The 21,263-nt window shown below is 70.6% G+C and carries 21 protein-coding genes; 9 read left to right on the plus strand and 12 right to left on the minus strand.

What is annotated here, in order from left to right:
* Positions 1-21: 21 nt before the first annotated feature.
* Entirely contained in the window at positions 22-375 is a 354-nt protein-coding gene (locus OG194_RS44320; RefSeq protein ID WP_442811763.1) for a response regulator, read from the minus strand.
* 134 nt (positions 376-509) lie between these two features.
* Here OG194_RS44320 and OG194_RS44325 point away from each other — a divergent pair, with 134 nt between their 5' ends.
* Entirely contained in the window at positions 510-803 is a 294-nt protein-coding gene (locus tag OG194_RS44325) for an STAS domain-containing protein (protein WP_327406374.1), read from the plus strand.
* 3 nt (positions 804-806) lie between these two features.
* On the opposite strand, the gene OG194_RS44330 is transcribed toward OG194_RS44325, so the two are convergent.
* The 4 genes from OG194_RS44330 to OG194_RS44345 form a co-directional block, all read right to left on the minus strand.
* A complete protein-coding gene (locus tag OG194_RS44330; protein WP_327406375.1) occupies positions 807-1,682 on the minus strand; it encodes a geranyl diphosphate 2-C-methyltransferase in 876 nt (291 codons plus the stop codon).
* 49 nt (positions 1,683-1,731) lie between these two features.
* Positions 1,732-2,793 (minus strand): family 2 encapsulin nanocompartment cargo protein terpene cyclase, encoded by a 1,062-nt coding sequence (locus OG194_RS44335; protein ID WP_327406376.1) that lies wholly within the window; start codon positions 2,791-2,793, stop codon positions 1,732-1,734.
* Positions 2,794-2,809: 16 nt separating this feature from the next.
* Complete coding sequence (locus tag OG194_RS44340; protein WP_327406377.1) at positions 2,810-4,255, minus strand: family 2B encapsulin nanocompartment shell protein; 1,446 nt, start codon at positions 4,253-4,255, stop codon at positions 2,810-2,812.
* A gap of 210 nt (positions 4,256-4,465) precedes the next feature.
* Positions 4,466-5,476 carry a zinc-binding alcohol dehydrogenase family protein gene (locus OG194_RS44345; protein ID WP_327407406.1) on the minus strand — a complete coding sequence of 337 codons (1,011 nt, stop codon included), beginning with the start codon at positions 5,474-5,476 and terminating at the stop codon, positions 4,466-4,468.
* Between the two features lie 121 nt (positions 5,477-5,597).
* Here OG194_RS44345 and OG194_RS44350 point away from each other — a divergent pair, with 121 nt between their 5' ends.
* Positions 5,598-6,392, plus strand: coding sequence for a VOC family protein (locus tag OG194_RS44350; RefSeq protein ID WP_327406378.1), 795 nt, complete (start codon positions 5,598-5,600; stop codon positions 6,390-6,392).
* A gap of 13 nt (positions 6,393-6,405) precedes the next feature.
* Here OG194_RS44350 and OG194_RS44355 read toward each other — a convergent pair whose 3' ends face one another.
* Entirely contained in the window at positions 6,406-7,017 is a 612-nt protein-coding gene (locus OG194_RS44355; RefSeq protein WP_327406379.1) for a TetR/AcrR family transcriptional regulator, read from the minus strand.
* 58 nt (positions 7,018-7,075) lie between these two features.
* Here OG194_RS44355 and OG194_RS44360 point away from each other — a divergent pair, with 58 nt between their 5' ends.
* Positions 7,076-7,543 carry a nuclear transport factor 2 family protein gene (locus OG194_RS44360; RefSeq protein ID WP_327406380.1) on the plus strand — a complete coding sequence of 156 codons (468 nt, stop codon included), beginning with the start codon at positions 7,076-7,078 and terminating at the stop codon, positions 7,541-7,543.
* Positions 7,544-7,556: 13 nt separating this feature from the next.
* Here the strand turns inward: OG194_RS44360 and OG194_RS44365 are convergent, their stop codons facing one another.
* Positions 7,557-8,771 (minus strand): low temperature requirement protein A, encoded by a 1,215-nt coding sequence (locus OG194_RS44365; RefSeq protein ID WP_327406381.1) that lies wholly within the window; start codon positions 8,769-8,771, stop codon positions 7,557-7,559.
* A gap of 172 nt (positions 8,772-8,943) precedes the next feature.
* Between OG194_RS44365 and OG194_RS44370 the strand changes: the two genes are divergently transcribed.
* From OG194_RS44370 to OG194_RS44385, 4 genes are all read left to right on the plus strand, one after another.
* Positions 8,944-9,639, plus strand: a complete 696-nt coding sequence (locus OG194_RS44370) for a ribonuclease H family protein (RefSeq protein WP_327406382.1) — start codon at positions 8,944-8,946, stop codon at positions 9,637-9,639.
* A 121-nt stretch (positions 9,640-9,760) separates the two neighbouring features.
* On the plus strand, positions 9,761-10,978 hold the full coding sequence (locus OG194_RS44375) for an FAD-dependent monooxygenase (protein WP_327406383.1): 1,218 nt from the start codon (positions 9,761-9,763) through the stop codon (positions 10,976-10,978).
* Between the two features lie 119 nt (positions 10,979-11,097).
* On the plus strand, positions 11,098-12,591 hold the full coding sequence (locus tag OG194_RS44380) for an MFS transporter (RefSeq protein ID WP_327406384.1): 1,494 nt from the start codon (positions 11,098-11,100) through the stop codon (positions 12,589-12,591).
* On the plus strand, positions 12,588-13,175 hold the full coding sequence (locus OG194_RS44385; protein ID WP_327406385.1) for a TetR/AcrR family transcriptional regulator: 588 nt from the start codon (positions 12,588-12,590) through the stop codon (positions 13,173-13,175). The genes OG194_RS44380 and OG194_RS44385 overlap by 4 nt, the downstream gene beginning before the upstream one ends.
* Here OG194_RS44385 and OG194_RS44390 read toward each other — a convergent pair.
* Positions 13,172-14,095, minus strand: a complete 924-nt coding sequence (locus OG194_RS44390) for a phytoene/squalene synthase family protein (RefSeq protein ID WP_327406386.1) — start codon at positions 14,093-14,095, stop codon at positions 13,172-13,174. The two genes, OG194_RS44385 and OG194_RS44390, sit on opposite strands and share 4 nt — an antisense overlap.
* A gap of 42 nt (positions 14,096-14,137) precedes the next feature.
* Positions 14,138-15,871 (minus strand): cholesterol oxidase substrate-binding domain-containing protein, encoded by a 1,734-nt coding sequence (locus tag OG194_RS44395; protein WP_327406387.1) that lies wholly within the window; start codon positions 15,869-15,871, stop codon positions 14,138-14,140.
* A gap of 136 nt (positions 15,872-16,007) precedes the next feature.
* Here OG194_RS44395 and OG194_RS44400 point away from each other — a divergent pair, with 136 nt between their 5' ends.
* On the plus strand, positions 16,008-16,991 hold the full coding sequence (locus OG194_RS44400) for an aldo/keto reductase (RefSeq protein ID WP_327406388.1): 984 nt from the start codon (positions 16,008-16,010) through the stop codon (positions 16,989-16,991).
* A gap of 59 nt (positions 16,992-17,050) precedes the next feature.
* Positions 17,051-17,539, plus strand: a complete 489-nt coding sequence (locus OG194_RS44405; protein ID WP_327406389.1) for a DUF6328 family protein — start codon at positions 17,051-17,053, stop codon at positions 17,537-17,539.
* Here OG194_RS44405 and OG194_RS44410 read toward each other — a convergent pair.
* From OG194_RS44410 to OG194_RS44420, 3 genes are all read right to left on the minus strand, one after another.
* Positions 17,472-18,119, minus strand: coding sequence for a DUF2238 domain-containing protein (locus OG194_RS44410; protein WP_327407407.1), 648 nt, complete (start codon positions 18,117-18,119; stop codon positions 17,472-17,474). The two genes, OG194_RS44405 and OG194_RS44410, sit on opposite strands and share 68 nt — an antisense overlap.
* A gap of 111 nt (positions 18,120-18,230) precedes the next feature.
* Positions 18,231-19,253, minus strand: a complete 1,023-nt coding sequence (locus tag OG194_RS44415; protein WP_327407408.1) for a hypothetical protein — start codon at positions 19,251-19,253, stop codon at positions 18,231-18,233.
* A gap of 105 nt (positions 19,254-19,358) precedes the next feature.
* A complete protein-coding gene (locus OG194_RS44420) occupies positions 19,359-21,005 on the minus strand; it encodes a serine/threonine protein kinase (protein ID WP_327406390.1) in 1,647 nt (548 codons plus the stop codon).
* Between the last annotated feature and the right edge of the window lie 258 nt (positions 21,006-21,263).

A 21,263-nucleotide genomic window follows, 5' to 3' on the forward strand; every position in this document is an offset into this window, starting at 1 on the left:
CGGTTGGAGGAAGACACCTGACTACTCGGGACTCTCCAGGAACTCCAGCAGGTCGGTCAGCGGGAGCGGCTTGGCGAGATGGGCGTCGAAGCCGGCCGCCCGGGACAGCGAGCGGTCGGTGCCCTGACTGAAACCGGAGACCGCGATCAGTCGCGGCCGGGCGCCGTGCGGGCTGGCGCGTACCGTACGGGCCACCGTGTAGCCGTCGGTGTCGGGCAGGCCCAGGTCGCACAGGACCACGTCGAAGACGTCGGACTCGGTCGCGGTGAGCGCGTCCGGGGCGGTGTGGACGGCGGTGACGTGGTGGCGCTGCCGCTCCAGCAACTTGCGGTAGGTCGCCGCCAGGTCCGCGTTGTCCTCGACCGTGAGCCCCACCTCCGTAAGCCCGCCGGCGGGGTGTACTTGAGCGCGTTGGACAGCAGGTTCGTCAGCACCCGGGCCAGCCGCAGCCGGTCCCCGTCGACCACAACAGGTGTGTCGGGCAGGGCGAGTTGGAGTGTGCGCTCCTCGTGTCCTGGCCCGCACCCGGTCAACACGCCCTGCTGGGCGCGCGGGACGGCCTGCTGGTCGTCGATCTGCGCGCGCCTGCCTACGTCGTCGATCTGCGCCGCGCCACGTTCATCGACTCCACCGGGCTCAACCTGGTGCTGCGTTTCCGCCGTCGGGTGCTGGAGCGTGGGGCGGGGTTCGCCGTGGTGTGCGCCCCGCGTACCGTGCGCCTGTTGCGGGCGCACGGCACGCTGGACCTGCTCGACCCGGTGCCCGGCCTCCCGGAGGCGGCCTCCAGGATCGCCGGGCGCTGAGCCTCAGACCCGGTCGGCCGCGATCAGCAGATACTGGAAACTGCCGTTGCGGTAGGCGTCGAGGAAGGTGTCCTCGATCCCCGTCACCAGGTGGTCGGCCTGCTTGCGCAGTGCCCAGTAGGGGATCGTGTCCTCGGTGAGGTCCTGGACATGGACGGGCACCAGCCGGTTGCGGGCCATCGCCCGGAAGTACTCCGACCTGGGGTGGATGTCGCAGATGTAGTGGGCGTTGATGAGGGACACCTCGCGCGAGGCCCGGCCGTACGTGTCGTTGTAGCAGCCGGTGATCACCACATAGCGTCCGCCGCGGCGCAGCAGCCGGGCGTGCTCGGCGAACAGCAGGTCCAACTCCACATACATCGTGGACTCGTTGTTCCACGACGCGGCGAACTCCCCTGTCGGGAAGCCGGTGTCGAGCATGTCGCGGTGGTGACAGCGCACCTTGCCGTCGATACCCCGCTTGCGTGCCTGCGCGTTGGCGAACTCGGCCTGTTTGGCGGAGATCGTCACCCCGTCGGCCCGGCAGCCGTACCGCAGATGCGCCACCACACTGCCCCCACCTCGACCGCAGCCCGCGTCGAACACCCGGTCGTCCGGGGTGAGTTGCCCGAGGTGGGAGGCGAGGAGTTCGGCCTGTGCGTGCTCCAGACGGTGTAGTTCGGCGGTGAGCCGCTCCCGGCGCCGGACGGGATCGGGTTCGTCGAGCACGGACTCGTCGGCCCCGCCTATTCCGTAGTGGTGGTGGTACAGGTCGTCGAGCTGCCCGAGGGCGAGGTTGACCGGGTTCTCTTCGGCGTTCCAGTAGTCCGCGACACGGTTCTGGTACGTGGACTGGGTCGGCACCGGTGCTGCTGTGGTGCCGGCGTCGGCGGTGGTCAACGGTGACTCCTAGCGTCGTACGTCTGACAGGGCGTCAGGGGCCGGACGGTTACCAGTAGTTGGGCAGGTGGTAGCGGTGGCTGTTGGTCGCGTGCCACTCGTGGTTGCCGGCCACCCAGGCGGCGAGCCCCTGGGTGTAGCGCTCGACGAGGGGGGAGGCGGCGGACAGCACCGCGGACTCCTCCTCGAAGGCGTCCATGATCCGGTTGTGGATGTCGACCGACTTCAGATAGGCCGCCTTCAGCCCGCGCCGGTCGTTGGCGGCGACGACCTGCGGCAGGTTGAGGTGGCCGGGGTCGGAGAGTTCCTTGGTGAAGGAGTAGAGGTCGTTGACGATCGTGGTGGCGTTGCAGGCGAGGGCCGTGACCCGCTGGATCTCGGGCCGGGCGTAGACCTGTTCGGGCAGTTCGTAGCCGTCGATCGCGTCCACGATCGACAGACAGGGGCGGAAGTTGTTGAACTGCCGCATCACCAGGTACTCCCAGATGCGCGGCTTGTACCGGGTCTCCGCCCAGGCGGCCTCGGCGAGATACCCGAGGTGGAGCCGGGCGATGTCGTGCACGAACCGGTCGGTCTGGCTGGGCGTGGCGAGGAGGGCGTAGTCCTTGAGCGCGAAGTGGTACGAGCGCAGCGGGCCGTCGGCCTGTATTCCGTGCCGCCACTCCTCCTCGTATTCGGGGGTGGAGTGGAAGGGGTCGAGCGCCGACTGCCCGAAGATCAGCCGTCCGCCCAGGCCGCGGTGCGCGCCGCCCTTGCCCTCGTCCTCCTCGCAGTAGCAGTCGTCGACGATGTTCTCGGCGAGCAGCAACTTGCCCGCGACGGTGAGCCGTTCGAGGTCGAGCGCGCCCGGGTGCTGGAGCACCACGGCCCGGCCGAACTGGAACCCGGCGAAGTCCCCGTCCCACGCGGCCGGGAACAGATCGAGCTCGCGGGCCCAGGCCTCCAGCCTGCGGTCGATCTCCGCGGCCTTCTCGGGGTCGGCCGGCACCGCCGGTTGGTACTTGAGGCCGGGGATCGCCCCGGTGGGCCTGGCGCGTACGGCGGCGGCCAGGTTCGGTGGGCCGGGCAGCGAAAGGGACGTGGTCATGAGGTGCGAGAGGGAGGTGGTCATGAGGTATTCCGCGCCGTCATTCGGCGGTCCGGCCGATCTGGACGTTCTCCAGGATTCCCGCCGCGTCGGGGACCAGGATGGCCATCGAGTAGTACGCGGTGACGAGGTAGCGGATGATCGCGGCCGAGTCGATGCCCATGAAGCGCACGTTCAGACCGGGCTGGAACTCCTCGGGGATACCCGTCTGGAACAGCCCGACGACACCCTGGTCGGCCTCGCCGGTGCGCAGCGCGATGATGCTGCTGGTGTGCTGCGGAGTGATCGGAATCTTGCCGCACGGGAAGAACGGGACGCCGCGCCAGGCGGGGATCTCGTGCCCCTCGACGTTCACCGTGCCGGGCACCAGACCGCGCTTGTTGCACTGCCGGAAGAAGGCCGCGATCGCCTTCGGATGGGCGAGGAAGAGCCGTGTCTTGCGCCGCATGGCGAGCAGTTCGTCCAGGTCGTCCGGGGTCGGCGGGCCGGTGAAGGTGCTGATGCGCTGGGTGTAGTCGACGCTGTGCAGCAGCCCGAACTCCCGGTTGTTGACCAGCTCCCACTCCTGCCGCTCACGGATCTCCTCGATGGTGAGCCGCAGTTGCTGCTGGGTCTGGTCCATCGGGTCGTTGTAGAGGTCGGCGACCCGGGTGTGCACCCGCAGCACGGTCTGCGTGAGCGACAACTCGTACTCACGCGGGGCGAGTTCGTAGTCCACGAAGCCACCGGGGAGCGTCGGCTCGCCCACGTGGCCGGCCTGCACCGGGACGTCGGCCTCGCCCTTGCGGTTCATCGGCAGCCGCTGCCGCTCGGCGTACGCCTCCAGATGCGCGGCCAACGACGGTACGCGGTCGGTGAGTTCGGCCACGACGTCCCAGGGCAGCACGAGCAGGACGCCCGCGGTCTCGGCCCGTACGGAACTCAGCCACAGGGGATCGGACTGCCCTATCGCCTCGTCGCCCATCTGGTCGCCGTCGGTGACGACGCCGAGGATCTCCTCCTCGTCGTACTTGCCGGCGGTGTAGCGGGTGAAGCGCCCGTGCGCGACCAAGTAGGCCTCGGTGACAGGCTGTCCGGCCTCGAAGAGGATCTGCCCGGCCCGCACCTCCCGGACCCGGAACCGGCCCGCGACCTCCTTCAGGACCTCCGTGTCGGAGTACCCGCGTAGCACGGGCAGTTCGGTGAGTGTCTCGGGAATGACCTTGATGTCGTCGGCGCCGTTCTGCTCGAACCGCACCCGGCCGCGGCCGACACTGAGCTGGAGCCGCCGGTTGACCCGGTAGGCACCGCCCCGCACGTCCACCCAGGGCAGCATCTTCAGCAGCCATCGCGAGGTGATGGCCTGCATCTGCGGTTCGGACTTGGTGGTCGTGGCGAGCTGACGTGCCGCCAGGGTGCCGAGACTGGTGGGTGGTTGAGCGTTGCCGGGGGTCGCGGGGCCGGGTTCGTCGGTGGCGGGTCCGTGGGCGCTTTCCGGAGTGGACACATTCCCTCCCGGGAGGTGAACAGGGGTGAGCGCGTCGTCGGTGTACAAGCCAAACAGCCCTGCCCAGGACCGATAACCGCGCGCGGGGGGCGGCTTCACGCCCTGCGGGGTGTAAACCGTCGATCGAGGCGGGGAGGGGAAGAGATCCTTCCCGTGCCCCGGCGCGCGGGGCGCTGGCACGCCTCAGCCGCGCGAACCCCCTTGCGCCGCCTACCCGTTGAGGTCGTTCACCAGCACCGCGGCCCCGTCGAAGCGGCCGGCCTTGAGATCCGTCAGCGCGTCCGCGGCCCGTGACAGCGGATAGGTGTGCGTGGTCGCGCGCACGTCGTGCCGGGCGGCCAGATCGAGGAACTCCCGTGCGTCCGCACGGGTGTTGGAGGTGACGCTGCGCAACTCCTTCTCGTAGAACAGCTCGTGCTCGTAGTCCAGGGGCGGTGTGTCGCTGAGGTGGATGCCCGCGACCGCGAGGACCCCGCCCCGGTCGAGCGCCCGCAGTGCCACCGGCACGAGATCGCCGACCGGCGCGAACAGGATCGCGCTGTCGAGCGGCTCCGGCGGCGCCTCGTACGCGTCACGCGCCGAGGCCGCCCCCAGCTCCAGCGCGAGCCGCTGCGCCGCCAGGCCCCGGGTCAGCACATGCACGGTGGCCCCTTCGGCGAGCGCCACCTGGGCGCACAGATGGGCGCTGCCCCCGAAGCCGTAGAGACCGAGCCGTCCGCCCTGCGGGAGGGTGGCCCGGCGCAGCGCGCGGTAGCCGATGATCCCGGCGCACAGCAGCGGTGCCAGGGCGACGTCGTCGAGGCCGGCGGGGAGTCGGTGGGCGAACGCGGCCGGTACGGTCGTGTACTCCGCGTAGCCGCCGTCGGCGTCCCAGCCGGTGTACTCGGAGCGCGGGCACAGATTCTCCGCCCCGCGCAGGCAGTACGCGCAGGTGCCGTCGGTGCGGCGCAGCCACGCGACGCCCACCCGGTCACCGACCGCGAAGCCACTTACCCCGGCCCCGAGCCCCGCCACCTCCCCGACGACCTCGTGCCCCGGGGTCACCCTCTGCCTGTGCACCGGCAGATCCCCCTCGGTGACATGCAGATCGGTCCGGCACACCCCGCACGCGCGCACGTGCACGAGCAGTTCGTCATCCCCAGGTACCGGCACCGGCTTCTCCACGAGCTGGAGAGAGCCTCCCTCGACGGGCCCCGGCTCGGTCACGGCCCACGCGCGCATCGTCGTCGTATCCGCCATACGTCCAGTGTGGAACGGACCGCGGCGTTCGGCGCGCGTCCCGCCCTCCGGGTGACTAGCGTGAGAATTCGGACAACCCGACCTACCGGAGAGGGCCGCGATCATGGCCGTACAACCTGAGGGAACCCCCTGTTGGGCCGACGCGATGTTCAGCGACGTGGAGGGGGCCAAGCGTTTCTACGGCGAGGTCCTCGGCTGGACCTTCGGCGACGCGTCGTCGGAGTACGGGAACTACACCCAGGCCTTCGTCGACGACAAGGCGGTCGCGGCCGTCGTACCGCCGATGCCCGGAGCGGAGGGCCAGTCACAGTGGTGCCTGTACCTCGCGTCACCGGACGCGGCGGCCACCGCGGCGAAGATCCGGGAGAACGGCGGCCAGGTGCTCATGGAGCCGATGAAGGTCGGCGACTTCGGCACGATGTGCCTGGCCAGCGAGCCCAGCGGCGCCGTCTTCGGCGTCTGGCAGGGCGGCGTCCACGAGGGCTTCGAGGCCACGGGCGTGCCCGGCGCCTACGCCTGGGCCGAGGTCTTCACGCGCGAGCCCGCGAAGGCGGACGCGTTCTTCGCGGCGGTCTTCCCGTACGCGCAGAAGCAGATGGACGGCGGTGACATGGACTACCGGATGTACAACGTCGGCGACGACACGGTGCTCGGCCGGATGGCGATGGGCGACGAGTTCCCGCCCGAGGTGCCGTCGTACGTCAACGTGTACTTCGCCGTCCCCGACTGCGACGAGGCCGTCGCCAAGGCCACCGAGCTCGGCGGCGTCGTGCGCTTCGGCCCCATGGACAGTCCCTTCGGGCGGTTCGCGGCGCTGAGCGATCCGCAGGGCGCCGCGTTCACGGTCATCGACGTGAACACGACCAAGGGGGATCTCCCGACGAGCAAGGACGTCTAGCCCAGGCCGTGCGTCAGCTCCCGTCGGCCGCCCACCAGACGGGAGCGCAGGCCACGGCCGCGTCGACCAGGTCGGCCTTCGTGACGGAGGGGTCGTCGAGCCACGCCCGGATGGCTCCCGCGAAGCCGCGCGCCATGAACTGCGCGATCACGTGACGGTTGGCGTCGGGGAGTCCCGGGTGGTGGCCGTCGGCCATGAGGGCGAGCGTGTAGTCGCTGAAGTGGCGTACGAGGGCCTCGTACACACCGCTGTCGGCCGGGTCGACGAGGGCGTGCCGGTATATCGGCAGGAATCGCTCGACGTGGTCGGCGACCTCGGACGTGGCCAGGCGCAGCAACTCGGGAGCCGATCCGCCCCGCGCGCGGTGCTCGGCCTCCAGCAGGTGGCCGCGGTCCAGGTCGGCGCGGAGCACCTGGATGAGCAGGTCCAGCGGTGAGCTGTACCGGTTGTAGAACGTGGCGCGGGTGACCCCGGCACGGTCGGCCAGCTCGCCGATCGTGATTTGCGAGACGGGCCGCTCGGCGGCGAGGTCCACGATCGCCTCCTCGAAGGCCCGCGTCGTGCGGGTGATGCGCGGATCGATCCGGTCGCTCAGTGCTCTGCCCTCCTCGGGTGCACGTTGCACTCTGCCACGGGGAGTGGTTTTATACATGTGTCAAATAGTGCGGTGAAGGGACAAGGTCATGGCCTCGCACACCGAGATCTCACCCCGGGAAGCCGCCGACAGGCTGGCCATCCGCGAGCTGATCGACGCCTACGCGCACTGCGCGGACCGGCGGGACGCCAAGGGCCAGATGAGCCTGTTCACCGAGGACACCCGCTTCCTGGTGTTCATGGACGCCACGGCAGCCGAGCCGACGCAGACCCTGCTCGGCCGCGAGTCCCTGGCCCCGGTGTTCGACAACCTCAACACCTACCGGGCGACCACCCACTTCAACGGCCAGAGCACCGTCTCCCTGGACGGTGACCGGGCGACGGGCGAGAGCTACTGCCTGGCCCATCACATCGGGGTCGACGAGTCCGGGCGGCGCACGCTGATGATCGCCTCCATCCGCTACCTCGACGAGTTCACCAAGCGGGACGGCGACTGGTACTTCGCCGAACGCCGGCTGATGGTCGACTGGACCGAGACCCGCCCCTCGACACCCTGACGCCGGTGAGCGGTCACGTGGCCGGTTCTTCCTCGTAGTGGGCCACGCGGTTGGCCACGGCGACTCCCCAGGGGATGCCGAAGAGCAGGACGAGCGCCAGGCCGAGGACGAGGGGAGCCGGGCGCAGGGCGCCGACTCCCACGCACAGGACGGCCGTGGCGACACAGGTGCCGGCCAGGGGCCGGTAGAGCCCGAGGTTCTCGTCCCAGTGGCGCAGGGACGCCGCGAGCACCATCGTCGCGCAGAGCACGACGGCCGCGCCCCCGCACAGCACCCAGGCCGTGGCCGCGGGGGTCCGGCTGTCGTGGGCGTGCTCGACGAGGCCGACCATCGCGGCGCCCATGGCGGCCACCGCGGCCGTGATCGGCAGATGGACCACCATCCACAGCAGGGCGCACGCGCGCGTGGGCCGCGGCAGCCGGTGTCCGGCGAAGTCGAAGTAGGTCCACCACGCGCCGAACCCGACGACGACGGCGACGAGTCCGACGGCGAGGGTGAGCGCGCCGGTCGGCTCGTGGGCCAGTCCATCGACCACCCCGGTCACGTTCTCGCCGAGCACGATGATGATGAACAGCCCGAACCGTTCCGTGAGCGCGTCGGTCACGCTGAGGGCGACCACCTGTTCCGGGATGGCCCTCCCGATGACGAGGACGAACCCGGCCAGGTAGACGACGGCCAGCGCACCCCACGTCAGCACGCGGGCGTCGGCGGGCAGAGCGGCGCTCGCGGCCAGTACGACCGCGCAGGCCGCCGTCCCCGTCACGTACAGCATGCTGGGGCGCCGGAACTCGGGCGTGTCACCGCGCGAGGCGAGCAGCCACAACAGCGCCAGGACCCCGAACAGCACCCCCGCGTCCACGGCGAACGCGACACCGCGCTCGTCGCCCGCGCCGGGGATGAACGCGCCCAGCGGGACGAGCACGAGGATCTGCAGCAGGAACATGCTCCGGCCGCGGGCGTCCTCGTGCCCGTGCAGTTCGTGGTGCAGGCTGCCGTTGAGCCAGGCGATCCACACCAGCGCGAACACCGCGGCGAACAGGCCCAGTCCGTGCCAGTCGAGCTCCCCGGACAGATGGTGGGCGGCCTGCGCGACCAGCACGACCACGACCAGGTCGTAGAAGAGTTCCAGCGGCCCGACCACCCGCTCGCGCGGCTGCTCGCCATGCGGGCGCGGCGGTCGCCACAAGTGGCGGCGCACCCGGGCCCATTGGTCTTGTCGCGAGGTCATGCGCGCAGCGTAAGGGGCTAGCGGACGAGATCTTCGGACACGGTCCACGGCCGGGCCGCGTGGAGGTCGGTGGCGAGAGTGAAGTGGCCCAGGTCACCACGGCCCGGCTCTGCCCTGCTCGCCGAGCGGGACCTCGCCCGGGGTGACGCCGAGCCCCTCGCGCGGCCATGGCATGATCGGGCGCATGCGTGAACGTGTGGTGGCCGCGTGCGACGGGGCTTCGAAAGGGAATCCCGGGCCGGCCGCCTGGGCGTGGGTCGTCTCGGACGACAAGGAGAGCCCGGCCCGCTGGGAGGCGGGGCCGCTCGGCAAGGCCACCAACAACGTCGCCGAACTCACCGCGCTGGAGCGCCTGTTGACGGCGACCGCACCGGACGTACCGCTGGAAATCCGCATGGACTCGCAGTACGCCATGAAGGCCGTCACCACCTGGCTCCCCGGCTGGAAGCGCAACGGCTGGAAGACCTCCGGCGGAAAGCCGGTCGCCAACCAGGAGTTGGTCGTCCGCATCGACGAACTGCTGGATGGCCGCTCGGTCGAGTTCCGCTACGTCCCCGCCCACCAGGTTGACGGCGACCCGCTGAACGACTTCGCCGACCGCGCGGCCAGCCAGGCGGCCGTCGTCCAGGAACCCGCGGGCAGCGACCTCGGCTCCCCGGAACCGCCCCCCTCGCCCGACACCCCGAAGAAGCCCGCCCGCGCGGGTGGCGCCAAGTCGGCCCGGAAGAGCGCGAGTTCGTCCTCCCGCACCATCAAGGCCAAGTTCTCCGGCCGCTGCCTGTGCGGCCGCGCCTACGCGGCCGGCGAGCCCATCAGCAAGAACCCCAAGGGCTGGGGCCACCCGGAGTGCGCCACGGCCGAGGCGTAAGTCCCTCACCTGTTCGACGCGTCCCACCGGCCTCGGAGTCCCGAGGCCGGTGGGACTTCTTTGCACCCTCGGCCTGCTACTCTGCGGTTCCACTTGGCCACTTTGAGTAATCTCCAGGGGTGTGCACGTGAAGGTCGCCTGTGTCGGAGGCGGGCCCGCCGGTCTGTATCTCTCGATCCTGCTGAAGCGTCAGGACCCGTCCCACGACATCACCGTCTACGAGCGCAACGCCGAAGGCTCGACCTACGGCTGGGGCGTGACGTACTGGCGCGAACTGCTCGACCAACTCCGGGAGTACGACCCGGAGTCCGCGCAGGCCGTCGACGAGCACTCGGTGCGCTGGAGCGACGGCGTCGCCCGCATCCGGGACCTGACGACCACTCAACCCGGCGACGAGGGCCACGGCATCGGCCGCCACCGACTCCTCAAGATTCTCGCCGAACGGGCCCGAACTCTGGGCGTACGACTGGAGTTTGAGTGCGAGGTGACTGCCGACGACCTCCCCGACGCCGATCTGATCGTGGCCGCCGACGGCGTCAACAGCGCGCTGCGCACCCGGCACGCCGACCACTTCGGCGCCGAACTCAAGCCCGGCCGCAACCAGTACATCTGGCTCGGCACCAGCAAGGTCTTCGGCTCCTTCACCTTCGCCTTCGTGGAGACCGACCACGGCTGGATCTGGTGCTACGGCTACGCGTTCGGCCCCGAGGGCAGCACCTGCGTCATCGAGTGCGCACCCGAGACCTGGACCGGCCTCGGCCTCGACACCGCCGCGGAGGCCGACGGACTCGCCCTGCTGGAGAAGCTCTTCGCCGACCTCCTCGACGGCCACTCCCTGATCGGCCGCGCCTCCGCCGACGGCAGCGCCCAGTGGCTCAACTTCCGCACCCTCACCAACCGCACCTGGCACCGCGACAACCTCGTCCTGCTCGGCGACGCCGCCCACACCACCCACTACTCCATCGGCGCCGGCACCACCCTCGCCCTGGAGGACGCCATCGCCCTCGCGGACGCCCTGCGCGACCACACCGAACTGCCGCAGGCCCTCGCCGCGTACGAAAAGCGCCGTAGATCCGCCTTGTTGTCCATCCAGAGCGCGGCCCGCTACAGCGCCCAGTGGTACGAGAACCTCCAGCGCTACATCCACCTGCCCCCGCACCGCATGTTCGCGCTGCTCGGCCAGCGGCACTCGCCCCTGCTGCCGTACGTCCCGCCGCAGGTCTACTACGGCATCGACAAGGCGGCCGGGCGGCTGGAGGCGCTGCGCCGGTTCAAGCGGTGGCTCGGGCCCAAGGTCGCGCGGACCGTGCACGCGCGGGCGCTCGCCTCCCGCAAGTAGGGCACCCTCCGGGAGCGGTCCGGCTTCCGTGAGCGGTCTGGGAAGGTTGGGTGAATGACTATTCACCAGTTAGGGTGAATAGTCATTCACCTTCTTTTTTCATGCCAGCTGGAGTGCCCATGGGCCAGCCCGTCCCGATACCCGAGCCGTCCGGCAGCCTCGCCGGGCGGACCCCCTTGCGGGATCGGCTCACCGTTCCGGTGCTGGCGTTCGGCGGGATCCTCATGGCGGTCATGCAGACCGTGGTCGTCCCGCTGCTGCCGTCCCTGCCCCGGCTGACCCACTCCTCCGCGGGTGCCGTCTCCTGGATGGTCACCGCGACCCTGCTCTCCGGCGCGGTCCTCACCCCCGTGCTCGGCCGGGCCGGTGACATGTACGGCAAGCGGCGGGTCCTGACCGCTGCCCTGAGCCTGATGACCGTCGGCTCGGTCATGTGCGCCTTGTCCTCCGACATTCGCGTCCTGATCTTCGCCCGCGCCCTGCAAGGCGCCGCGGCCGCCGTGGTCCCCCTGTCGATCAGCATCCTGCGTGACGAACTGCCCCCGGAGCGCCGGGGCAGCGCGGTCGCGCTGATGAGTTCCACGGTCGGTATCGGCGCCGCCCTCGGACTGCCGCTCGCGGCGCTGATCGTGCAGTACGCCAACTGGCACGTCATGTTCTGGGCGACCAGCGCGCTCGGCGCGATCGGTGTGTGGGGGATCTGGTGGGCGGTGCGCGAGTCGCCCGTCCGTTCCCCGGGCCGCTTCGACGTGCTCGGCGCGCTCGGGCTGGCCGTGGGCCTGGTGTGTCTGTTGCTCGGGGTGTCGCAGGGCGGTCAGTGGGGGTGGGGCAGTGCGCGGATCCTTGCGCTGTTCCTCGCCACGGTTGTCGTGTTCGGGCTGTGGTGGTGGCAGCAGCTGCGCACCGAACTCCCGTTGGTGGACCTGCGGTTGGTGTCCAAGCCCCGGGTGGGCCTGTCCCATGTGGCGGCCCTGCTGACCGGCTTCGCGTTCTACGCCAACTCCCTCGTCACCGCCCAGCTGGTGCAGGCGCCCAAGGCGACCGGGTACGGGCTCGGGCTGTCCATCGTCCAGACCGGGTTGTGCCTGCTGCCCGGCGGCATCACCATGCTGCTGCTCTCACCCGTCTCGGCCCGCATCTCGGCGGCCCGCGGCCCGCGCATCACGCTCGCCCTCGGCGCCGCGATCATCGCGCTCGGCTATGTGGTGCGCATCGCCGACAGCCGTGACCTGTGGACGATCATCCTCGGCGCGACGATCGTGGCCACCGGCACCACCTTCGCCTACTCGGCGCTGCCCACCCTCATCCTGCGCGCCGTCCCGGCCGACCAGACCGCCTCCGCGAACGGCGTCAACGTCCTGATGCGCACCATCGGCCAGGCCGTCTCCAGCGCTGTGGTCGCCGCCGTGCTGGTGCACCACACCAGCCTGGTCGGCGGGCTCCCGCTGCCCACGCTGCACGGGTACCTGATGGCGTTCGGCATCGCGGGCGTGATCGCCCTGGTGGCGAGCGCGGCGGCCCTGACCATCCCGGGCGACCCCGCTCCCGACGACACGCGGCGCGCCGGGGACCGTACGGAGGGCGCGCGGGACGAGGCGCTGGAGGGAGCATGAGTGCCGTGAGCACCACTCCACCCACCGCGTCCCCGCCCGCACGCCGGGACGCCGGGGCGACCAAGGCGGCCATCCTCAAGGCCGCCCGCTACCTCCTCGCGCGCAACGCGCACGCCGACATCACCCTCAAGGCCGTCGCCGAACGCGCCGGTGTCAGCGCGCCGTTGATCCTCAAGTACTTCGGCAACAAGGACGCCCTCTTCGCCCGCGTCATGTCCTTCGAGACCGACGCGCGGGACCTCCTCGACGCCCCGCTCGACGGACTCGGCCGCCACATGGTCCGGCACGTCCTGGTCAGCCAGCGCGAGCGGGGCGCCGACCCGCTGCTGCGGATCGCGTTCGCACCCCTGCACGGCGACCACGGCGACGTCCTGCGCGTCAACTTCCGCGCCCACGTGGTCGACCGCCTCGCCGCCCGCCTCCCCGGCCCCGACGCCGGCTTGCGCGCCGAACTCGCCGTCGCGACCCTCCTCGGCCTCGGCGTCATGTACGGCATCGCCCGCGGCACCGAGCTGCGGGCGACCGCCGTCGACACCATCGTGGATCGCTACGGACCCACCGTGCAGGCCCAGTTGACGCCCTAGGCGTAGCGGCGCGCCTTGCGGTACTGTCGGGCCAGGACCCGCAGCGTGGCCAGCGTCGCGGGACCCGTGTCGTGCAGCAGGACCCTGCCCCCTTCGCGTCGCACCGCGCCGAGCCGCAGTTCCTGGACGCCGATCAACGCGTCGAGGAACGGCCGGTGTTCCGCCGCGACAAGAGCGGGAAGCGTACGGCAGCCGGCGAGCGTGGTCTCCGCGAGGTCGGCCTGCGCCCGGACCACTCGGTCCAACGCCGGTACGCACGCCGGTGACTTGCTGCGCAGATCCTCGAACTTCAGCCCGTGCCGGGCGAGTTCGTCCCGCGGGATGCCGATGCGGTCGTTCTCGGTGTCCTCGCGGAGGTCGGCGAGGAAGTCGCTGCGCTGCCAGCCCTCGATCAGATCCCGGCATCCCTTGACGTACGACTCGTACGCGGCGGAGTCGGCCGGTGCGAGCAGCGACGCGGTGAGCATCAGGGCGGGCAGCGAGTAACTGTCCACGTACGCCTGGAAGTCGGCCTCCGTCTCGAAGCCGGTCCAGCTCGCCTCCACGGGAGCGCCGTCGAGGAAGGCGCGTACCCGGGCCGCCATGTGCGGGTGGCGGCGCGTGGTGTCCCGGAGCGCCAACAGGGTTTCCTGGACGGGCGGTTCGCCGCTCTCCAAGGCTGCCGTGGTCTCGGCGTCCCAGGAGGCGAGGGCCGCCGTACGCGCGTCCACGTCCCCGGTGTCGATCAGTTCGTCGGTCGCGTGCATGTAGGCCACCGCGGCGACGACCGGCGGATGCAGCTCCGCCGGCAGCAACAGCCGTACCGCCACGTACTCGTGCAGCGCGAACCTGCGCACGATCCCGCGCTGGGCGTCGTAGGCGCGCCGCAGCCGCGGATCGGTGATGCCCGCCTTCGTCAAAGCGGTCGACCAACTGCTCACAACTCTCCCCGTCTCGAAGATCCGGAGACAGCCTAGTCAGTGCTACCCGAACAGCCGGTCCAGGAAGGCGTTGCCGAACACCCCGTGCGGGTCCAGCCGGTCGAATGTTCCGGCCGCCTGCCCCCACACCGACTCCCCGAACGAGCCCGGGATCGCCGTGCCGAGCACCTCCTCGTCGCTCCACGCGGACTCCTCCGTATAGGCCCAGCCCTTCGACCACTCGGCCCGGGTCAGGGCGTCCGTGCCGTCGTACGAGCGCAGCAGGAACTGCTCCAACTCCCGCAGGAACTCCTCCGCGTACGGCGTGCCGGGCAACGTCAGGACGTCCAGCCAGACCGCCGTGTCCCACTCGGGGTGCTCGGTGCTCGGCCGTAGTGCGGACAGCAACGGGGTGCGGGCGCCGGTGAGTTCGGATTCGGCGGGGTGGTCGAGGCCGGTCACGCGGATCTCGACGGTGCCGTTGACGGGGAAGCGGCCGAGCGCGGCGTACGCGGTGAGCCGTTCCTGGTAGAAGTCGGTGAACTCGTGGACCACGCGCTGCACTTGGGCCCGGGTGGTCAGTACCGCGTAGCCGTTGGCGGTCTCCCGCAGGGTCGTCGGCTTGATGTAGAGCAGCGTGTTCTTCGACGGCCCCCAGATGTCCGCCGACAGTGTTGTCGTCAACCCCAGTGCCGCCACGTCGAGTTGGGCGTTGCCGAGCACCGGCGCCAGATACCACGCGGCATCGGAGAGGATCCGCCCGACGAGATCCGCGACCAGCGTCGGCACATTGTCGGAGAACGGATAGTTGTACGGCGACGAGACGTGCCGCGAGGTCAGCGGCCGGGTCGGTGCGACGCTCCACACCTTCAGCCAGGGGAACTCGGTGAACGCGAACCAGATGGCCTCGGCCCGCCCCGACGCGTCCAGGAAGCTCGCGAAGGTCCGCCCGCCCGACCCGGGCGCCCCGAAGAGTTCGGTGGCCGGGATGTCCGTACGGCTGACGCAGCGGAGGTTGGTGTTCGCGCCGACCCGGAGCACGACCTCGGTGACCAGCGAACGCCCCAGATGCGTGAGCAGCGCCGCGCAGTCCGCCTCGTCGCGGGTGCAGGTCCGGAGCACGTACTCGCCGGCGTTCGTGTCCCACACCACCGCCGTCAGCGACAGCACCAGATTGCTGAGCGAACCGAAGGTGTGCCCGGCGGTCCGCTTCTCGCCCTTCGCCGGTACGGCCGTGCCGTGCGCGTCGATGGCCAGGGCGCCGCCGAGCGTCAGGTCGCCGGGCGCGGGCGCGGCGGTGAGACCGAGGCCGTGGCCCTCCAGGAAGGTGAGCAGCGCCTCCAGGGTGACACCCGTACCGGCCCGTACGGCCGAGGCGGAGTCCAGGGTCAGGCCGGTGAGGTGCGGGGCGGTGTCGACCAGCAGCACCGGCGCGTCGGACGTCGTACCGGACTCGATCGTGAGCGGTGACCAGCCGTGCGAGGAGCCGCGGGGGCGGACCCGCCAGCCGTGCTGCCAGGCCCAGTCGACGACCGACACCACCTGATCGGCGTCGGTCGGCGCACACGCCCACAGCCCGTCGGCGGTGATCTCGCCGACCCAGTTCCGGTACGCCGAGCGGTAGAGGTCGACGTCGGCCGGGAAGTCGGGCAGCTCGGCCGCCGCGACGGCCGGATCGGCCGTCAGGAGTACGGGTACGGCGGCCAGGGCGGCCGCCGAGAGGAGGAAGCCGCGACGGGTCCAGGGAGCGGAACTGCCGTTCCCGGACTGGAGGTTGTTCGCCACATGATCGGTCACGCGCACACGCTAGGTGCGCGTTGACACGAGTAGGCATCCCGTCGAACGGGTTCACTCGTGTGAGTGAAAGATTCACAGGTCGCGGCCCGGCGGAGCCCGATCCGCGCATGTCAGTGGCGGATGACAGACTGACGGCATGGACGAACGTGTAATCGGCAGGTCGAATCAGCAGCTGTCCGTCGTCGGTCTCGGCACCTGGCAGCTGGGCGCCGACTGGGGAGACGTCGACGACAAGGAAGCCCTCGCCGTGCTGGAGGCGGCGGCGGAGTCGGGGGTGACCTTCTTCGACACGGCCGACGTGTACGGCGACGGGCGCAGCGAGCAGACCATCGCCACGTTTCTGAGCGGCCGGCCCGATCTGCATGTCCTGGTCGCGACGAAGATGGGCCGCCGCGTCGACCAGATCCCGGAGAACTACGTCCTCGACAACTTCCGCGCGTGGAACGACCGTTCGCGCCGCAACCTCGGCGTCGACCGCATCGACCTCGTGCAGCTGCACTGCCCGCCCACGGCGGTCTACTCCTCGGACGAGGTGTTCGACGCCCTCGACACCCTGGTCGCGGAGGAGCGCATCGCGCGGTACGGCGTCAGCGTCGAGACCTGCGAGGAAGCCCTCACCGCGATCGCCCGGCCGAACGTGACCAGCGTGCAGATCATCCTCAACGCCTTCCGCATGAAGCCCCTGCTCCAGGTGCTCCCGGCCGCCCAGGAGGCGGGCGTCGGCATCATCGCGCGCGTGCCGCTCGCGTCGGGCCTGCTGTCCGGCAAGTACACCAAGGACACGGTCTTCCCGGAGAACGACCACCGCACCTACAACCGGCACGGCGAGGCCTTCGACCAGGGCGAGACCTTCTCCGGCGTCGACTACACGACGGGTGTCGAGGCCGCCGCCGAGTTCTCCGCCCTCGCCCCGGAGGGGTACACCCCGGCCCAGCTGGCCCTGCGCTGGATCATCGACCAGCCCGGCGTCACCTCGGTGATCCCCGGCGCCCGCTCACCCGAACAGGCCCGCGCCAACGCGGCCGCCGCCAAGCTGCCCGCCCTGTCCCAGGACACGCTCACCGCGATCCGGGACCTGTACGACCGCCGGATCAAGGACCAGGTGGAGAACCGCTGGTAGACCCCTGCCTCTGAACGGTCCTCCGTTTGAACGGTCGGCGGTCCGGTTACACGGACCGCATGACCCAGGAGGAAGACCGGCGGACGGGACGCGACGAGTCCGAGGACGAGCGGGCGGACCGGATGTGGGGCGAACTCATCCAGGAGGTCCGGGTCGCGCAGACCGGCGTGCAGATCCTGTTCGGGTTCCTGCTCACCGTCGTCTTCACCCCGAAGTACGACCAGCTGGAGCACGCGAACCAGGTTCTCTACATCGTGACCGTCGTCCTCGGCGCCACCGCCACCGGCGCCCTGATCGGCCCGGTGTCCCTGCACCGCCTGGTCTCCGGCCGGAGCGTGAAACCCCAGGCGGTGCGCTGGGCGTCCCGGCTCACCTTCGTCGGCCTCGTCCTGCTGCTCGCCACGATGACCGCCGCGCTGCTGCTGGTCCTCCGGGTCGCGACCCACGACGCGTATGTGCCCTGGCTGGTCGCGGGGGTCGTCACCTGGTACCTGCTGTGCTGGTTCGTACTGCCGCTGTGGGCAAGGCACCGTCATACGACCCGATGACCCCGAGCCGCGTCATCTGCCGGTCGTGCACCCGGCTGAGCACCAGCACCGAGACCGTGGCCCCGATCAGCGCGCAGAACATGTCCCACTGCGTGTCCCACACATCCCCCTGAGTGGCCAGGAACGCGTCCGCGCCGTGCCCGCCGATCACGGCCGCCGCCCACTCGAACAGCTCGAACAGGGCACTGAAGGCGAGACACGCGCACACCGTGAGCGGCGCCAGCCAGCGGCTGCCGCGCAGAGGCGAGGCGCGGGTGAGCAACTCCCGTACCAGGACCGCCGGTACGAAGCCCTGCATGAGGTGGCCGAGACGGTCGTAGGGATTGCGGCTGAGACCGAAGGTGTCACGGACCCAGTCGCCCGCCGGCACCTCGGCGTACGTGTAGTGGCCGCCCACGGCGAGGACCAGCGCGTGCAAGGCGAGCAGACAGCACAGCAGGCCGGTCATCGGGAAGCGGCGCCAGGTCAGGACGATCACCGGGAGTCCGACGAAGACCCACACGGTCTCCAGGAACCATGTCGTGCGGTCGTGCGGATGCCAGGCGGAGAGGGCCATGCCGACGACCACCAACGCGACCATGGCGGCGGGCAGACGGCGCCGCGGTGCGGAAGCGGGAACGGACACGATGGGGCTCCCTTGTCGTGGGGAGCCCCATCGTGTCCGAAGGCCGAAGTCACTGCATGAGTACGGCTACTCAGCCGGAGCGGTGGTCTTGCGCAGCGCGTTCAGGCAGCTGTCGATGGCCTGCTGGAGCTCTTCCAGACGCTGGACCATGTCGTCCTCGTAGAAGTCCTGGGCGTCGTCGAAGGTCAGCTCCTCGAACGCCTTCGTGGCCTTCTGGAGGCTGCTGTAGAACTTGGTCCGCTTCTCCTGGACGCGCAGCTCGGGGTCGGCCTCGACCGCCTCGACGACCAGGTTCTTCATCGTGTCGTAGGCCTCGGTGGCCCACCCGCCGGTGTCCTCGCCGTCCTCCAGCTCGTCGAGGAGCGACAGGTGGCGCTCGGCCTCCTGACGCAGGTCGACGGGCGCGTCGACGGTCTGGCCCGCCGGGGTCTTGATCTGGCCCGACTCGGCGATCTGGCGGACGTATCCGATCCTGTCCGCCGACCGGCTCTCCGTCGCGACGGCCTTCTTCAGGTCGTCGGTGCGTACGACATCACGGGCCAGCTCGGACTGGAGCTCCGGGTCCTCGCGGACGCGGTCCAGGAGCGCCTGCCGGGCCGCCCGCGCGGTGGACGGGTCGGCGAGGATAGCGGCGCGCAGCGCGGTCGGGTTCTCCGCGACCTCCAGCGCCTTGGTGGGGCGGATGCCCTCGGCCTCGGCCGCCTCGGTGATGGCGGTGCCGCGCTCGGAGGTGGCGCTGGAACGGGAGACGTAGTAGTTCAACCACACGTCGGAGTCCGGGAGTTCGACCTCCTGGCCGGGGGCCAGTTCCTCGAAGTGCGGGACGAGACCGTCGTCCGCGGCCCGGTCCCAGGCCTTGTAGTAACGCATGACACGCTCGGGGGAGCAGTCGGCGAGTTCGGCGAACTCCTTCGCGGACACCTTCGGCGTCTCGTCGGCGCTCTGCCCGCCGGGCCGGACGCTGCGCGCCACCTTGAGGCCGAACGCCCAGCCGCCGGTGCGGACGTAGGCTCCGAACTCGTGCGCGTCCCGGGCGACGAGGCCGGCGTCGTCGAGGGCGGTGAAGGACGTCTCGGCCTGGTCGATCACTACGGTCAAGGCGGACTCTCCTGGGCTTGTGATGAGGCATGGTGCGAACAGGCAGCCTATATCCACCCATTGCCGTTGGTTTGAGCGCCCGCCCTCGCGTCGCCGTCAGTTCGACTCGCGCCGGAAGGTCTTGAAGAAGGTCTGAAGTGCCTGGCGGTTGGCCGCGTCGTTCCATTCATCGGCGGGCGTCGTCCACCGTAGCGAGAAACTGCGCCCGCCGCCGATGAGGAAACCGCGCCCGAGCGTGCGGACCCGGTCGTCGCCGGTGCCGGAGAACCACTCCAGGTCGGCGGCCTTGTCGCCCTGGAACGTCGTGGCCTGGATGTCGCCGATCTGCTGGAAGCCCTCTGTCTGCTTCAACCCCGGCAGGACGTCGTCACGCCAGATGGCGACCGGGTCCGGACCCGCCTGTGTGCTGTACGTCACGGCCAGCGTGCGCGGGTCGCCGCTCGCGCCGAAGGTGACCCGGTAGGCGCCGGCCGCCTGCTGGGTCTCCACCACCTTCCAGCCCTTCGGCAGCGCGACGGAGAAGCCCTGCGGTGCCTTGAACACCCGGAAGCCGGCCGGCAGCGCCGAGGCGGTGGGGGAGGGGGACGCACTGACGGAGGGCGAGGCCGACGCGGAAGCGGACGGGGAGGCGGGGGACGTGGGTGACGGCGTGGCGGACGGGGAGTAGGCGTGACCGTCGACGTTCTCGCCGGGGGTGCCGACCGAGGCGGACGCGGACGGCAGGGGGGAGGGCTCGGTCGAGGCCGAGGTCTGAGTGCCGGGCAGTTGGTGGGTGGCGGCGAGGACGGCGACCGTGACGGTGCCGACGGCGAGGGCGGTCCCGGCGGCCATGCCCCGGCCGCTCCAGGTGGTCCCCGCCCCGCGCACCGCGTCGTAGGCCCTCCGTAGCCGCGGCAGCGGAACCGGGTCGCGGTCGGCGTACGGGTCGTCGTCGAGGATGCGGGTGAGGGCCTCGCGGACCACCGGGCGGGTCATCCGCTCCCGGGAGTTCTTGCGCAGCAGGCTCAGTACGACCTGTGCCAGTGGTCCGGCGCGCGACGGGCCGCGCATCGGGAGCCGGTCGACGCCCTTCATCGTCGCCTCGGGGCGGCCCCGGTCGCGGAACGGCGGGTGTCCCTCGACGAGCGTGTAGAGGATCGCGCCGAGCGCCCACAAGTCGGCGGCGGGACCGATGCGTTCGTCCCGTGCCTGTTCCGGCGAGGCGTACGACGGTGCGGTGATCCGCGGGGCGAGGGTGGCGCCCGCGAGTCCGAAGCCGGTGAGGACGACCCCGCCCTGATCCCGCACGAACACCTGGCCCGGGCTGAGTTCGCCGTGGGTGATGCCCTCGCTGTGCGCCGCCTCCAGGATGTCGAGCAGTTCGAGTCCGATGCGGGCGGCCCGTACGTAGTGGAACGTGCCCTGCTGGGCGAGGAGTTGGCCGAGCGGGGTGCCGTCGATCCAGTCGGTGACGGTCCACAGCGTGCCGGCCTCCTCGACGGTGTCCACGACCGGGGCGACCCGGGTGGGGCAGAGCAGCACCATGACGTCGGTGGTGCGCCGGATGCCGGCGGTGATCCGTCCCGCGAACTCCGCGTCCGGGGCGAAGGGGAGGGTCACCTCCGTGAGCAGGCAGGGTTGTTGGGCGATCGTGTCCTCGCCGTACCAGGAGACCCGGTTGGTCTCGCGGTGGGCGACCTCCATGGGCCGGTATCTGCCGGCGACCAACTCGTGTACGGAGACGTGCGTCTCGACCATGGCCATCCCTCGCTGAACCCCTGGCTCTCACCTTTCCCAGAAGTACGGTGGGTGTGATGGGCTGCGTTCAATGGAAGCCCAATTCCCCGGTGTTTCTTGCCTTTTATTCAACGGCGGCGAGCAGGTGTGCGAGAAAACCGAGTCGCGGGGAGGTCCCAGGTCGGCGCTCGTGTCCCGGGGCGGGTGAATTCGCCCCGGGGGCTTCCATGGTGGAATATCGGCGCCCTACCTGGTGGTAACCGGCGGTAAACGTAGGCGTGAAGA

The organism is Streptomyces sp. NBC_01288 (assembly GCF_035982055.1).
Lineage (GTDB): Bacteria > Actinomycetota > Actinomycetes > Streptomycetales > Streptomycetaceae > Streptomyces.